The organism is Dactylosporangium sp. NPDC049140 (assembly GCF_040648435.1).
Genome location: NZ_JBEZDS010000013.1, coordinates 1 through 13,975 on the forward strand (window position 1 = coordinate 1; position 13,975 = coordinate 13,975).

Annotated in this window: 13 protein-coding genes and 2 tRNA genes; 2 read left to right on the forward strand and 13 right to left on the reverse strand. The window is 70.2% G+C overall.

The features are described from left to right. Positions 1-628: 628 nt before the first annotated feature. The 6 genes from AB0B76_RS22080 to AB0B76_RS22105 all read right to left on the reverse strand — a co-directional run bounded on the left by AB0B76_RS22080 (position 629) and on the right by AB0B76_RS22105 (position 5,928). Entirely contained in the window at positions 629-1,423 is a 795-nt protein-coding gene (locus AB0B76_RS22080) for a carbon-nitrogen hydrolase family protein (protein ID WP_360378034.1), read from the reverse strand. A 10-nt stretch (positions 1,424-1,433) separates the two neighbouring features. Continuing rightward, positions 1,434-2,732, reverse strand: coding sequence for an ATP-dependent Clp protease ATP-binding subunit ClpX (gene clpX / locus AB0B76_RS22085; protein WP_360378037.1), 1,299 nt, complete (start codon positions 2,730-2,732; stop codon positions 1,434-1,436). A gap of 236 nt (positions 2,733-2,968) precedes the next feature. After that, positions 2,969-3,628: an ATP-dependent Clp protease proteolytic subunit gene (locus AB0B76_RS22090; RefSeq protein ID WP_360378040.1), complete on the reverse strand. Its 660-nt coding sequence runs from the start codon at positions 3,626-3,628 to the stop codon at positions 2,969-2,971. Between the two features lie 11 nt (positions 3,629-3,639). Continuing rightward, positions 3,640-4,290: an ATP-dependent Clp protease proteolytic subunit gene (locus AB0B76_RS22095; protein WP_360378043.1), complete on the reverse strand. Its 651-nt coding sequence runs from the start codon at positions 4,288-4,290 to the stop codon at positions 3,640-3,642. Positions 4,291-4,421: 131 nt separating this feature from the next. Next, a complete protein-coding gene (tig, locus tag AB0B76_RS22100) occupies positions 4,422-5,792 on the reverse strand; it encodes a trigger factor (RefSeq protein ID WP_360378045.1) in 1,371 nt (456 codons plus the stop codon). Between the two features lie 62 nt (positions 5,793-5,854). Then, positions 5,855-5,928, reverse strand: a tRNA-Pro gene (locus tag AB0B76_RS22105). Positions 5,929-6,073: 145 nt separating this feature from the next. Between AB0B76_RS22105 and AB0B76_RS22110 the strand changes: the two genes are divergently transcribed. Further along, positions 6,074-6,144: transfer RNA gene (locus AB0B76_RS22110), tRNA-Gly, on the forward strand. Positions 6,145-6,565: 421 nt separating this feature from the next. Here AB0B76_RS22110 and AB0B76_RS22115 read toward each other — a convergent pair. The 5 genes from AB0B76_RS22115 to AB0B76_RS22135 form a co-directional block, all read right to left on the reverse strand. Then, positions 6,566-7,243 (reverse strand): GntR family transcriptional regulator, encoded by a 678-nt coding sequence (locus AB0B76_RS22115; protein ID WP_360378047.1) that lies wholly within the window; start codon positions 7,241-7,243, stop codon positions 6,566-6,568. Positions 7,244-7,302: 59 nt separating this feature from the next. Further along, positions 7,303-8,661, reverse strand: coding sequence for a sigma-70 family RNA polymerase sigma factor (locus AB0B76_RS22120; protein WP_360378049.1), 1,359 nt, complete (start codon positions 8,659-8,661; stop codon positions 7,303-7,305). Between the two features lie 27 nt (positions 8,662-8,688). Then, positions 8,689-9,096, reverse strand: coding sequence for a YciI family protein (locus tag AB0B76_RS22125; RefSeq protein WP_360378051.1), 408 nt, complete (start codon positions 9,094-9,096; stop codon positions 8,689-8,691). A 65-nt stretch (positions 9,097-9,161) separates the two neighbouring features. Then, positions 9,162-9,839, reverse strand: a complete 678-nt coding sequence (locus tag AB0B76_RS22130) for an alpha/beta hydrolase (RefSeq protein ID WP_360378054.1) — start codon at positions 9,837-9,839, stop codon at positions 9,162-9,164. Next, positions 9,836-10,486, reverse strand: a complete 651-nt coding sequence (locus AB0B76_RS22135) for a DUF2625 family protein (RefSeq protein WP_360378056.1) — start codon at positions 10,484-10,486, stop codon at positions 9,836-9,838. The genes AB0B76_RS22130 and AB0B76_RS22135 overlap by 4 nt, the downstream gene beginning before the upstream one ends. A 120-nt stretch (positions 10,487-10,606) precedes the next feature. Between AB0B76_RS22135 and AB0B76_RS22140 the strand changes: the two genes are divergently transcribed. Next, a complete protein-coding gene (locus tag AB0B76_RS22140; protein WP_360378059.1) occupies positions 10,607-11,449 on the forward strand; it encodes an SDR family oxidoreductase in 843 nt (280 codons plus the stop codon). Between the two features lie 85 nt (positions 11,450-11,534). Here AB0B76_RS22140 and AB0B76_RS22145 read toward each other — a convergent pair whose 3' ends face one another. Together AB0B76_RS22145 and AB0B76_RS22150 are read right to left on the reverse strand one after the other, a co-directional pair. Next, the gene (locus AB0B76_RS22145) at positions 11,535-12,257 is read right to left on the reverse strand and encodes a tyrosine-protein phosphatase (protein WP_360378062.1); all 723 of its coding nucleotides are present in this window, start codon (positions 12,255-12,257) and stop codon (positions 11,535-11,537) included. Further along, positions 12,254-13,924, reverse strand: a complete 1,671-nt coding sequence (locus AB0B76_RS22150; RefSeq protein ID WP_360378064.1) for a hypothetical protein — start codon at positions 13,922-13,924, stop codon at positions 12,254-12,256. The genes AB0B76_RS22145 and AB0B76_RS22150 overlap by 4 nt, the downstream gene beginning before the upstream one ends. Between the last annotated feature and the right edge of the window lie 51 nt (positions 13,925-13,975).

The window sequence follows — 13,975 nt, forward strand, 5'->3', positions numbered from 1 at the left end:
CCAAAGAAGCGCGCCCATGCCACGGGGTAAATTTCAATTGGCACTGGCTTAACAAGCACCCTGTTGAGTTCTCAAACAACCAACACACACCGCCGGGTCCGCGATCGCTCGCTCGCCGCATCCGGGGCAACTTCTCTACTTTACCAGGTCGCTCGCCGTTGTCAAGTCCGTGTCCGAACTCTAAGACTTCGAGCGGTTTTTCCGAGCATAGCAAGGCCACCGTTCCCGGTGATCTTGTTTCGGAAGATCCGGCCGCACCGGCCGGCACTTGGGAGCTTGTCGCTCGCTTGGCCCGCCCGGCTCGCTACCGGCTTTACTACCTTACCAGCTCGTTCCGTTCTGTCAACTCCGCGTTTTTCGCTTTGTTGACCGTCTGGAGCGTTTCCCCCGCACAGTTCATCCGCGCCGTTTCCGGCGCCAGATCTGCTCGGGGTTTCGGCAGGCCGGCCAGCTCTTGCAAGCTCGCCCGGTTCCCTACCGGCTGGAGTACCTTACCCGGTCGGCTTCGCGTTCGCAAATCGCTTCCCGCACCGCCCAGTGGTACCAATCCGACGAACCGGGCGTTTCCGCCCATCCCCTCGGACTTGGAGAACCTTACGGACCGGGTGCGGCCCGAGTCAAATCGGCACTACAGCCGACGATTGGCGAGGCTCGGCAACGTTTCGCGGATGTCCGCGAGGCGCTCGAGGTCGAGCTCGGCGAAGGTCACCCCGACGACGTCCGGCGCCTGGGCGACGACCGTCCCCCACGGATCCACGACCATGCTCCGCCCGAAACAGGTGCGGTCCGGATCGTGGTTGCCGATCTGCCCGGACGCGAGCACGTAACACTGGTTCTCGATGGCTCGCGCGCGGAGCAGGACCTCCCAATGGTCCCGTCCGGTGTGGAGCATGAACGCGGCCGGCACCACGAGCACCGTGGCGCCGTCGATCGCCAGTTGACGGTACAACTCGGGAAAACGCAGGTCGTAACAGATCGACAGGCCTAGTCGGACCCGCTCGACATCGACGATGCTCGTCGACCCTCCGGGCGCGACCGTCGTGGACTCCTGGTAGGAGACGCGGCCGGGGATCTCGACGTCATAGAGGTGGATCTTTCGATAGGTCGCGGCGAGGGCGCCCGATCGATCGAAGACGAGCGTTGTGTTGTACGTGTGCTCGTCATCGGGTCCGGTCTCGTGGAACGAGCCGGCGTGAACCCACATCCCGAGCTCGCGCGCGGCGTCGGCGAAGAACGTCCCGAACTCCCCGTCGACGGACTCCGGCGCGGGCGCCGAATGCGCCCGCCCGAGGTAGTCCACGTACTCCGGGAGGACCGCTAGATCCGCTCCCCCATCGGATGCCCGCTGGAGCAGCGTACGGGCCGCCTTGAGGTTCTCAGCCCGGTCGTCGCGGGCATTGAGCTGACATACCGCTACGCGCATAGACGCCAGGCTACGCCGACTTCTCCTCGCGGTCCGCCCGTCGCCGGCCGACCCGATGCGCGGCCAGGTCCCGCGGCACGATCGTCGGGATGACCTTCTCCAGCACCACCTCGCGGGTGATGAGCACCCGGGCGATGTTGGGGTTGCTCGGCACCTCGTACATCACGGAGAGCAGAACCTCCTCCATGATGGCCCGCAGTCCGCGGGCGCCGGTGCCGCGCAGGATGGCCTGATCGGCGATCGACTCGAGGGCCTCGGCGTCGAACTCGAGCTCCACGCCGTCCAGCTCGAACAGCCGCTGGTACTGCCGCACGAGCGCATTCCGTGGCTCGGTCAGGATCTTCACCAGCGCGTCGCGGTCGAGGCTCTTCACGCTCGTGATGACCGGCAGGCGCCCGATGAACTCGGGGATCAGGCCGAACTTGAGCATGTCCTCCGGCATGACGTCGCCGAACGAGTCGTCGGCCGTCCGGTCGGTGATCGAGCGGAGGTTGGCCCCGAAGCCGGTGCCGCCCTTGCCGACCCGCTGCTGCACGATCCGGTCGAGGCCGGCGAAGGCCCCGCCGCAGATGAACAGCACGTTTGACGTGTCGATCTGGATGAACTCCTGGTGCGGGTGCTTGCGGCCGCCCTGGGGCGGCACGTTCGCGACCGTACCCTCGATGATCTTCAGCAGCGCCTGCTGGACACCCTCGCCGGAGACGTCCCGCGTGATCGACGGGTTCTCCGACTTGCGCGCGATCTTGTCGACCTCGTCGATGTACACGATGCCGGTCTCGGCGCGGCGGATGTCGTAGTCCGCGGCCTGGATGAGCTTGAGGAGGATGTTCTCGACGTCCTCGCCCACGTAGCCGGCCTCGGTGAGCGCCGTGGCGTCGGCGATCGCGAACGGCACGTTGAGCATCCGCGCGAGCGTCTGGGCCAGGTGTGTCTTCCCGCAGCCCGTGGGGCCGATGAGCAGGATGTTGGACTTCGCCAGCTCGACGCCGTCGCCGCCCGAGCTGCCGCCCGACTCCGCCTGCACCCGCTTGTAGTGGTTGTAGACCGCCACCGCGAGCGCCTTCTTGGCCTGGTCCTGCCCGACGACGTACTGGTCGAGGAAGGCGCAGATCTCCATCGGCTTGGGCAGCTCGTCGAACTTGACGTCGCCCGACTCCGCCAGCTCTTCCTCGATGATCTCATTGCAGAGATCAATGCACTCGTCGCAGATGTAAACGCCTGGGCCGGCGATCAGCTTCTTCACCTGCTTCTGCGACTTGCCGCAGAAGGAGCATTTCAGTAGGTCGCCGCCGTCGCCGATCCGTGCCACCTACGATCTCCCTGCCTTCGGCCGGACCCGACGTCCGGATCGCATCTGCTCGCCTGCGGGCCTGGTGCGCACCCACGCTGGCTACTGCCTCGACGTTACCTGGTGGTCGCCCGTATTCCGACCCCCTACGCGGGGGTGTCTTTTTGGCCGGCCTCCCGACGCCACCCGTCGGAGACCCCATCGGCCCGCCCAACCTCCAGGTTAGGGCGAGCCGATGGGGTGTTGCACGCGAGTCGTCAGCTGCCCGACGCCACGAGGCTGGACTTCTTCCGGCTGACCAGCACGTTGTCGACCAGGCCGTACTCCTTGGCCTCGTCCGCCGTGAGGATCTTGTCGCGGTCGATGTCCTTGCGGACCTTCTCGACCGGCTGGCCGCTGTGCCGCGACACCATGTCCTCGAGCTGGGTCCGCATGCGCATGATCTCCCGGGCCTGGATCTCGATGTCCGAGCCCTGCCCGTAGCCGCCCTCGGTGGCCGGCTGGTGGATGATGATGCGCGAGTGGGGCAGCGCGAGACGCTTGCCGGGCGTACCCGCCGCCAGCAGCACCGCGGCCGCGCTCGCGGCCTGGCCCAGGCACACCGTGAGGATGTCGGGCCGGACGTACAGCATGGTGTCGTAGATCGCCGTCATGGCCGTGAACGAGCCGCCGGGCGAGTTGATGTACAGCGTGATGTCCCGGTCCGGCTCCGTGCTCTCCAGCGTCAGCAGCTGCGCCATCACGTCGTTGGCCGACGCGTCGTCGATCTGCACGCCGAGGAAGATGATCCGGTCCTCGAACAGCTTGTTGTACGGGTTGGTCTCCTTGATGCCGTAGGACGTCCGCTCGACGTACGACGGCAGGATGTAACGGTTGTGCACCTCGCGCAGCGCCGGGGGCAGGCTCAGATCGGTCATGGCTTCGCTCCTCAGGCCAGAGTTCCGGCGCCTTCCGGAGCCTGCTGGGCCCCGGTGATCACCTTGTCGATGAAGCCGTAGTCCCGCGCCTCTTCGGCGGTGAACCAGCGGTCACGGTCGGAGTCGGACTCGATCTGCTCGAGCGACTGACCGGTGTGGAACGACACGCGCTCCTGGAACATGCGCTTCGTGTAGAGCATCTGCTCGGCCTGGATGGCGATGTCGGAGGCCGTGCCCCCGATGCCACCGGACGGCTGGTGCATCATGATCCGCGCGTGCGGCAGCGCCATGCGCTTGCCCGGCGCCCCCGCGCACAGCAGGAGCTGGCCCATCGAGGCGGCCATGCCCATCGCCACAGTCGCCACGTCGTTGGTGACGAACTGCATGATGTCGTAGATCGCCATGCCCGAGTAGACGGAGCCACCGGGCGAGTTGATGTACAGCCAGATGTCCCGCTCATCGTCCTCAGCTGCGAGCAGCAGCATCTGGGCACAGATCCGGTTGGCGACCTGATCGTTGACCTCGCTGCCAAGGAAGATGATGCGTTCCTTGAGCAGCCGGTTGAAAACCGAGTCGTCGAGCGTCAGGCTCGTGTCCGCGCCCCGACCGCGCCCGTGGGGCGCGGGACTGACTGGCGACGCTGGAATATGCAGGTCGGTCATGGCAGCCCTTCGCAAGAGTCTTGTACTTGCCGACCCTAACCGGTGCAAGGAGCCTCAGCTTCCCGTGCTCACCGCATTTCGCTATGAGCGCACCGTGGTGAAGGCCGGGGTTTTTGCCCCGGCCTACAACGTTAGTGGTTGTGACCCTCGTGATCCCCGTGATCGTGACCTTCGTGCTCGTCGACCGCGCCGCGGAGGTCCTCGAGGCTCAGGGGGGTCCCCTCGCTGTCGACGATCTTCACCCGCTCGAGCACGATCCCCAGGGCCTTGCCGCGGCGCACGTCGCCGAAGACCGCTCCGGCCACGCCGGCCTGGACCAGCTGGTCGTAGTACTGCTGGGGGCCGAGGCCCGCCCGCTGCGCCCGGTGCACGATCTCGTGCCCGAACTCGTCGTCGCTGACCTGTACGTCCTCGGCGTCGGCCAGGGTGTCGAGCACCAGCTGCACCTTCACGCCCTCGACGGCCGCCTCGTTGAGCTCGGCGTCCATCTCCTCCTCGGACTTACCCTCGGTCTGCAGGTAGTCGTCGAACGAGGCCCCGATCCGCTGGAGCTGGTCGTTCATCGACTCCTTGCGCGACTCGACCTCGTCCTTCACCACACCCTCGGGCGCGGGTACCTCGGTCGCGTCGATGACCGCCTTGAGGGCGAGGTCACGCGCGGAGTAAAGCTGCTCCATCCGCTTCACCCGGGTGAGCCGGGTGCGCAGGTCGTCCTTGAGCTCCTCGAGGGTGTCGAACTCGCTCGCGAGCTGCGCGAACTCGTCATCGACCTCGGGCAGCTGCTTGTCCTTGACCGACTTCACGGAAACCGACACCTCGGCGTCGCGGCCCTCGAACTCCCCGCCCACCAGCTGCGTGGTGAACGTCGTCGAGTCGCCGGCGCCCATGCCCACGAGCACGTCGTCGAGGCCCGGCACGAGCTGGCCGGAGCCGACCTCGTGCGACACGTTCGTCGCGCTGCCGCCGGGCACCTCTTCGCCGTCGACGGTCGCGACCAGATCGATCTGCACGTAGTCACCGACGAGCGCGGTCCGCTCCACCGTCTTGAGCGTGGCGAACCGGTCGCGCAGCCCCTTGAGCTGCTCGTCGACGTCATCCTCGGACACCGCGAGCGCGTCGACCGTGACGGTGATCTCGCCCAGGTCCGGCAGGTTGATCTCCGGCCGCACGTCGACCTCGGCCGTGAACTTCAACGGCTGCCCATCGGCGAACTCGGTGATCTCCACCTCGGGCCGGCCGAGCGTCTTCACCTCGTGCTCGCGCACCGCGGCCAGGATCTGGGTCGGGATGACCTCCTGCACGGCCTCGTTCAGCACCGCCCCGCGCCCCACCCGCTGGTCGATGACCGCCGTGGGCACCTTGCCCCGACGGAACCCGGGGATGTTGACCTGTGAGCCGATCTCGCGGTACGCCTTCTTGAGACTCGGCTCCAGCTCGGCGAACGGCACCTCGATTTCGAGCCGCACGCGAGTCGGGCTCAGGGTCTCGACGGTGCTCTTCACAGAACTTTCTCCCTCGTTACTACGGCTGTGGACTGACAGCTGCGCTACTTCGTTGTTCCCGGTCGGGGTGGCGGGATTTGAACCCACGGCCCCTCGCTCCCAAAGCGAGTGCGCTACCAAACTGCGCTACACCCCGGTGGTGTGCGTCGGCAAGTGTATGCGCTCCGCCGGAGACGTCGCCGCTCGGTATACCGGTGTCGCACACCGTGGACCCCCCGCCCCCGACGCTCGGACGGATGATTCGGTAGGCTGGTGAGCGCACCCCGGTGGACGGGGCGCACGCGGGCGTAGCTCAATGGCAGAGCTTCAGTCTTCCAAACTGACGGTGTGAGTTCGATTCTCATCGCCCGCTCTGGATTCACCTTTCCTGGGGGAGCTTCGCTCCACCCAGACCCCCTCAAAAGCGGCGCCGGGCCCGTCCAGCAGCCAAAAGGCCCTCTGGCTCACGCAGCGTCGGGTGTACCCCACGTGCCTGCGACGGTCCCCATGAGCACCCGATCCACACGCCCAGAACCCCAGATCTTGCGGGCCGATTCCTCCGAGCGGACGCGAACAGCGGCGACAGTCCGCCCGACGCCGCCGTGAGTACTGTCGAACACATGGCCGAACAGCCCACCTCCGCGTGACCGGAGACGCGCGGCCGGCGGGCCGGCAACACGAGGCTCCAGCCAGACCGCCTGAATGCGGGCCTCGCCGGGCGTGTACAGCTCCGGCAATAGCAAGGGCAAAAAAATAACCCCGGCGCCGGGGCAGGACGAACGCTGCACGGTGGATCAGATGTCGTACGTCTCGTTCAGTTCGGACGCCTCGCGGGACAGTACCGCGTCCACGCCCAGGAAGGCCTCGCCCGCCGCGTCGTGCACCGTCATCAACGACACGGCCACGCTGCGGCGGTGGGGTAACGACAGTGCCGTCGTCTCCGCCGTTGTCGACAGGCGGGCGCCCAGGCGCTCGATCACGTGGTGCGGGCGGCGGCCGTGGCAGTTCTCGAGCTGGTCCAGCAGGCCCCGGGACCTGTCCAGGCCGAACGGCGTGAAGACCGTCGTCAGGGCCAGCGGGGTCGCGTCCAGGCGGGTCACCCGGTAGCGCGCGGCGAACACGGTGTCGCCCGGGGGCAGGTTCAGGAGCACCGACATGCGCGGCGGGGCCAGCATGCGGCGGGCGCCCAGGCACTCGGCGTGGCGGTCGGCCTGCAGGAGGTACTGCACGCGGCGCGGCAAGGTCGACAGGGTCGCCACCGGGCGGCCCAGGACGATGCGGCCCTTGCCCTGCACGCCGCGGACCCAGCCCTGCTGGCGCAGCTGCCGCAGGGCGCGTACGACGGTGGAGCGGGACGTTCCGAACTCGCGGGTGAGCTGGGCCTCGCTCGGCAGGAGATCGCCCACGGCCAGGATTCCGCGGTCGATGCGGTCCTGCAGGACGGTCATGATCTCGGCGTACTTCGGCTCCACGGCGGCGGCTGACCCTTCCGGGATACAGGGGTTGCGAGCCGCCTTCGCACAGATTAGTACTAATGCCACCGAATGGGGAAGGCGCCCAGCTTGACCTCGTGCGGGCCCTCGTGGCCGGCGGGCTTGGTGCAGCGGACCTCCAGCTCGCCCGTTGCGGTGGTCGTGGTCTTCGTCGCGGCGCAGGTCGTCATGATCGACGAGACTAGTCGAACATCAGTGCTAATGTGGGCCAGTCGGCCGAAGAGGTACTGGCGCGGGGGCAGCGCGCCGGCCAGGGACGCCGCTCGCCGGTAGGACTCGCTTGCGGCCGGGAGGTCGCCGGACATCTCCAGCAGGTGCGCGCGCACGGCGTGCAGGCGGTGGTCGCCCTCCAGCTCGGGCAGGTCGTCCAGCAGGGGCAGGCCGGCCGCCGGGCCGCGGGCCATGGCCACCGCGACCGCGTGGTTCAGGGCCACCATCGGGCCGGGGGCGCGGCGCATGAGCAGCTCGTACAAGGCGACGATCTGCGGCCAGTCCGTCTCCGGGGCGCTCGGGGCCTCGTCGTGCACCGCGGCGATCGCGGCCTGCAGCTGGTATGCGCCGGGCACGCCGCGCGGGAGGGTCGCGGTGATCAGGGCGATGCCCTCGGCGATCTGCTCCGCGTTCCACCGGGTGCGGTCCTGCTCGGCCATCGGCACCAGCGAGCCGTCGGGCGCGGTCCGCGCCTCGCGGCGCGCGTCCGTCAGCAGCATCAGGGCGAGCAGGCCGGCCGTCTCCCGGTCGCCGGGGAGCAGGCGGTGGACCAGGCGGGTCAGGCGGATGGCCTCGGCGGCCAGGTCGGGGCGGTGCAGGGCGTCGCCACGGGTGGCCGCGTAGCCCTCGTTGAAGATCAGGTACAGCACATGCAGTACCACCGCCAAACGCTCTTGCCGGTCCGCCGGGGGCGGCAGGGCGAACGGCAGGCCGCTGGCCTTGACCCGTTGCTTGGCGCGGCCGATCCGGCGGGCCATCGTCTCCTCCGGGACGAGGAACGCGCGCGCCACCTCCGCGGTGCTGAGGCCACCGATCGCCCGCAGGGTGAGCGCCACCTGCGCGTCGGGCTTGAGCGCGGGGTGGCAGCACATGAACAGCAGCACCAGCGAGTCGTCGGTCTGCGCAATTTCCGGGTGTACCTCATGAGCCAGTCGGAACACCGCCGCCTCCCGGCGCCGGCGGGCCTGCTCGGCGCGCAGCAGGTCGGTGAGACGGCGCGCGGCGACCGCGATGAGCCAGGCCCGCGGGTCGGCGGGCGGGTCGTCCGGCCACTGGCGCGCGGCGGCGAGCAGGGCCTCCTGGACGGCGTCCTCGGCGGTGCCGAAGTGCCCGTAGCGGCGTACCACCGCGCCGAGGACCTGCGGCGCCAGCGTGCGCAGCAGATCCTCGAGCGCGGTGCGCCGCATCAGAGACCCGCGCCGGCGGCGGCCACGTCAGAAGCCCGCGTCGGCGGCGTGTTCGACAATCGGGCGCACGTCGGCGTACGCGGTCGCGGCCACCTCGGGCGGCGCCGGGCACTCGCGGAAGCGCAGGGCGATCTGGGTGGCGCGGTCGAAGCTGTCGCACTCGACGATCCAGTAGCCGGCGAGGACCTCCTGCGTCTCCGCGTACGGCCCGTCGGTGACCAGCCCCGTCGCGCCCCCGATCCGCCGCGTGTGCACCGGCGCGTCCAGCGCGCGGGTCTCGACGAGCTCGCCGCTCGCCTCGAGCTCCGCGGTGAACGTCGCCATGAACTCGCCCATCGCCGCGAAGTCCGCCGGCTTCCAGAGTGACTCGCCGGCCTTGCCCGCCATGGCGTCGTAGTCGCGCTGGGAGGCATAGCTGAGGATGATGTACTTCACGATCGTGCCCCTTCGGTTCGGTGCCTTCGCGGGCTACGTCGGAGCCGCCGCCCGCATCCGGACCGTCAGCCCAGGAATTCTTTGACCGCGGCCGCGAACTCGGGCCCGGCGGTGCTGTGGATGCGGTGCCCCACCGGAATCGTGACCAGCTCGGCGCCCGGGATCGCCGCGGCCACCGACGCGACGCGGGCGGGCGGGATGTGGCTTCGGGGGCCTCCCGACAGTACCAATGCCGGCGCCTGGATCTTTTCCAAGCCGGCCCACCAGGACGGATTGGGCTCCCGGAGCCCGTGGACGGCCGACATCAGCGCATTGCGGTCGAAGCGGCGCCGGGACAACCCGCCCGCCACGGCCGACAGCGCCAGCCGGGCGCGCGAGTAGCCCCCGGCCCGGACCCCGTCGCGGGGCGGCGCCGGCGGGTCCTCGAGCACGAGGCGGCCGACCCGGTCCGGGTGGCGCCGCGCGACCGTCGCCGCCGCGAAGGCGCCCAGGCTGTGGCCGAGCAGCACCGGCGCGTCGAGGCCGAGCTCGTCCAGCAGCCCGCCCACGTCGTCGGCGTGATCATCCAGGGTGTACTCCGCGCAGCGCGGGCTGTCCCCGTGCCCGCGCAGGTCGGGGGCGACGACCCGCCAGCCGGTGAGCTCGCGGGTGAAGGCGTCCCAGGTGCCGCGGCCGCTCCCGCCGCCGTGCAGCAGGACGATCGCCGGGCCGTCTCCCCCGGTGTCGTTGCGCGCCAGCCTCATGCGCCCAGCTGGTCGGCCATGTCGTGCTTGACGATGAGCAGCTCGGACATGGAGACCGGGCGGCGGTCGACGGTGTCGAGGTCGCGGCCGTCCTTGGCGAACAGCGGCGGCGCGGTGCTGATCCCGGCGTCGAGCGGGCAGGCGGCGACCTCGTCGCGCCAGCCGGGCCAGCGCCAGCTGAGGTAGAACTGGTCGGCGGCGCCGGCGAGCATCGCGTACAGCCAGTCGGTGTAGCCGAGCGTGAGATCTTCCCAGCGCAGGGTGTCGGGCGCGAAGTAGTGGATCGTCGGCCGCCCGTCGGTCTCGCCCTGACGCCACACGAACTCGCCGCCGAGGATGTCCTGGGCCACGACCAGCCCCGCGGGCTCGAAACGCTCGTTGACCTCGTGGATGTCGGCCAGGCGGCGGCGCGGATGGCCGGAGCCGAGCACGCGCAGCCAGCCGTCGTCGAGGATGAGGCCGCCGGTGCCGTACACCAGCGCACCGAGCCACGAGCTCGTGGCAACCTGGAGCCGCCGCAGGCAGTCGGCGGCCCGGTCGGGGTCGGCGGGCAGCAGCTCAACCGCGTACGGAGAGCCGGACACCGCCGCCTCGATCTCGGCCCAGGCGGACCGGTCGTCGGAGATCAGCTCCGCCAGCGAGCGCACCCGCCCAACTGTACGGCCGCCTTCCGCCGGACACGAACGACGGAAAATCGGCGCTGAATGGTTGTCATTCACGTTGCTCCGACTGTCGGTCGGCGGATACTGAGAGTCACTATGTCGAACATGACTCGTCGCTGGTTGATCACCGGTTGCTCCACCGGCCTGGGACGCGCACTGGCGGAGGCGGTCGCCGCTTCCGGGCAGCAGGTGCTGGCCACCGCCCGCCGCCCCGAGACGCTCGAGGACCTCCAGGACCGGTACCCCCGAACGCTTGCCACCTGCGTCCTCGACGTACGCGACCCCGACGACTGCCACAACGCCGTACACGCGGCCCTGGCCCGCTACGGCGGCGTGGACGTACTGGTCAACAACGCCGGCAGCGGCCACTTCGGCGCCGTCGAGGAGGTCACCGACGCCGAGCTGGAGGCCCAGCTGGCGGTCAACCTGGTCGCACCGTGGCGCCTGACCCGGATGGTGCTGCCGCTCATGCGCGCCCAGGGCTTCGGCGACATCGTGATGGTCTCCTCCATGGCGGGCCGCGTGGCGATGCCGGGCCTGGGCGCGTACGCGGTCGCGAAGTTCGCCCTGGAGGGCCTCGTGGCGACCCTGGCGCTCGAGCTCGCCGGGAGCGGCGTGCACGTGACCGCGCTGGAGCCCGGCATGTTCGCCACCGAGTGGGGTGCGTCCCTGACCGAGTCGGCCGAGCACGTACCCGCCTACGCCGGCGTAACCGAACCCGTCCGTGCCGGCGTGCGCGCGCTCAAGGCCCTCCCGGTAGCGAGCCCGCCGACGGCCTTCGCCGCCGAGGTGCTGCGGTACATCGCGTCGGACCAGCGCCCGGTACGCCTGCCGGTCGGCGCGGACGCGTGGGCGGCCCTGCTGGACGCCGCCCAGCGGGACTACACGGCCCTGCTGAACGCACGCCCGGTCTCGACCCCGGTGGCGCCGGCCGCGGTGCCCGCGTAGACCCGCATGGCCGTTTCCGTCTGAACAATGGACGACTGGTGCCGGGCATGCACAGCCGACATACACCCCGAGATATCGCACCGGCCTACGACGTCAAGATGAGATTCCGACGCAGAGCGGCCAGCTCATCAGCCGTAAGCCCGTAAGAACGAGCCCACCCCTCCATCCCGCCCCACTGCTCCCGCACCAGATCAAGCATCCGAGCCATCAGCGCAGCCTCAGGCTCCCAAGCCGGCAACACCACCGGCCGAGGCGGCAACCCCAGCCGGTCCACGACAACCGCCACCCGCTCATGAATCGTCGGCATGGCCTTGGCCGTAGCCGCATAGTCCGCCGCAATAGCGTCCTCCGGCACCCCCAGCAGCCCGAGCACCACCGCCGCCAGCACCCCGGTCCGGTCGCACCCGGCCTCGCAGTGGAAGACCGCGGGCAGCGTGCCGGCGCACGAGAGCAGCCGCACGGTGTCGGCCAGCACCGGCCCCTTCTCGGTGAGCATGGCGACGTAGTGCCCGACGAGGTCCTCGGCCCCGCTGACGTCCGCGATGGGGGCCGGGTAGTACTCGACGGCCGCGCCCGAGAGCAGGCCGCGGCCCAGCTGCGACACCTCGTACTCGCCGCGCAGGTCGATCACGGTGGACAGGCGCAGGTCGCGGACCAGGCGGTCGGCGTCGGCGGGGGTGGCGTAGGCGAGGGAGTCGCTGCGGAAGAGTACGCCGGGGCGCACGGTGCCGCCTTCCGCCGGCAGGCCGCCGAGGTCGCGGAAGTTGACGAGCCCTTCCAGAGGCTTGCGCCGGCGCCAGAATCTCACCCGATGAGGTCCTTCACCCAGTGGTAGAGGGATACCACCCCGCTGACCTCACGCAGGTACGCGATGCCCGCCGCGGCCAGGAAGAGGCCGGTGATCGCGTGGGCGCCGCGGGCGCTGCGTCGCGGGCGGCCCAGGCGCTGCTCGAGGACGAGGCGGCCCAGCAGCCGCGACAGCGCGAACACGCCCACCGCGACGCCGAGCACGACGAGGAACGCGATGAACGGCCCGTTGAGGCTGCCCTCGCTGTCCAGCGCCCACAGGCCCCAGCAGATGAACGCGATGATCGCGCCGGTGCCGGTGTACTCCCACCCGAGCTTGAGCTGCCGGGCGCGCTCGCCGCGCGGTGGGGAGTACCGCGGCCGCTGCTCTTCCGGCTCGATGTCCATAATGCCCGTCGGCTCCGGCGCGGGGCGCGGGACGACCTTGGCCCGGCCGCGCATCTGCGGCACTCCGTCGGCATTCACGGCGACACCTCCACTGGAGACCGGCGCACCCGACACGGGGGGTGCGGGGACCGGCGGTACTTCCTGCTGGAACGCGGTCGGCGGGGCGGCCCCCGTGCGCAGCGCGACGAGCTCGCGCTCGAGGCGCTCGATGCGCTGGTAGGCGTCGGTCTCGGTACCGCTGACGGAAGGCCGTGCCCGTCCGACGACCCGGCCCGTCTCGCCCGGCTCGGCCTCGTGCCAGTCGCAGCCCACGTCCGGCAGGCCGGAGCGGCGTACGAGGTCGGCCAGGTGCGCGAGCCACGACTGCAGGTCGCGGGTCTGCGGGCGGTCCGACGGCCGGTCGGCCAGCGGCAGGTGCAGGTGGTCGCGCAGGGCCGGCAGGCGCTCGAGCAGCGGGTGGCGGCGCAGCACGCTCCACGGCGGCGGCGACGCGTCCGGCGGGCCGCCCTGGTCGCTGCGGCCGTCGACGCGCGGGTAGGCGCCGGTGACCATGAAGTACGCGACCGCGCCGAAGCCGTGCACGTCGTACGCCGGTCCGACGTACTTCACCCCGCCGAACGCCTCCGGGCCGCCCGACTCCGGGGTGTAGGCGATCTGGGTGATCTCCTCCTCGCGGAAGTACCGCGCCCCGGTGAAGTCGATCAGGCGCACCTCGCCGGTGGCCAGCACCATCAGGTTGGACGGCTTCACGTCCATGTGCAGCACCGGCGTCGCCCCGGACTCCTGCGGGTTGTGCAGGTGCTGCAGGACCACGGCCAGGGTCTTCAGGGCCACGACGGCGTTGAGCCGGCGGCCGGCGGCGGCCGACCCGGAGCGCTGCACCACGTATTCGCGCAGGTTGACGCCGTGCAGGTAGTCGTACACCTGGTAGGGAACGGCGTCGCCCGGGGCCGGGCGCTCCCCCGGGCGGTGGGGCGGCGGCCCGTAGAAGCCGTCGGCGCGCCGGCAGATGCCGGGCACCCCGCGGTTGTTGAGATCCATGAGTACGGCGTCGCCCTTGTCCCACGAGCGCAGCTCGTCGGCGATCGGGCGTTGCGGGTCGACCCGGAACACCTTCACGGTCATCGGCGCCGAGGTCACCCCGCCGGCGACGCGCACCGCGCGGTACACGTCAGCCTGACCGCCGGAGCCCAGGTGGGCCACCAGACGGTACCGCTGGAACGTCTCGGCCAAAGGGCTCGCCGGACCGCAGACGAGGTCCAGCAACGCACCCTGCGTCATCGTGTCGCTCCCCCCAGCATTCGTGTTGCCGCCCCCATACGGTTTCGAGAG

Bases quoted from the DNA above. Each gene is read 5' to 3' on its own strand.
- AB0B76_RS22080 (WP_360378034.1), bottom strand. From the start codon at position 1,423: ATGCGCGTAGCGGTATGTCAGCTCAATGCCCGCGACGACCGGGCTGAG.
- AB0B76_RS22090 (WP_360378040.1), bottom strand. From the start codon at position 3,628: ATGACCGATCTGAGCCTGCCCCCGGCGCTGCGCGAGGTGCACAACCGT.
- AB0B76_RS22095 (WP_360378043.1), bottom strand. From the start codon at position 4,290: ATGACCGACCTGCATATTCCAGCGTCGCCAGTCAGTCCCGCGCCCCAC.
- AB0B76_RS22120 (WP_360378049.1), bottom strand. From the start codon at position 8,661: ATGCGGCGCACCGCGCTCGAGGATCTGCTGCGCACGCTGGCGCCGCAG.
- AB0B76_RS22130 (WP_360378054.1), bottom strand. From the start codon at position 9,839: ATGAGGCTGGCGCGCAACGACACCGGGGGAGACGGCCCGGCGATCGTC.
- AB0B76_RS22140 (WP_360378059.1), top strand. From the start codon at position 10,607: ATGACTCGTCGCTGGTTGATCACCGGTTGCTCCACCGGCCTGGGACGC.
- AB0B76_RS22150 (WP_360378064.1), bottom strand. From the start codon at position 13,924: ATGACGCAGGGTGCGTTGCTGGACCTCGTCTGCGGTCCGGCGAGCCCT.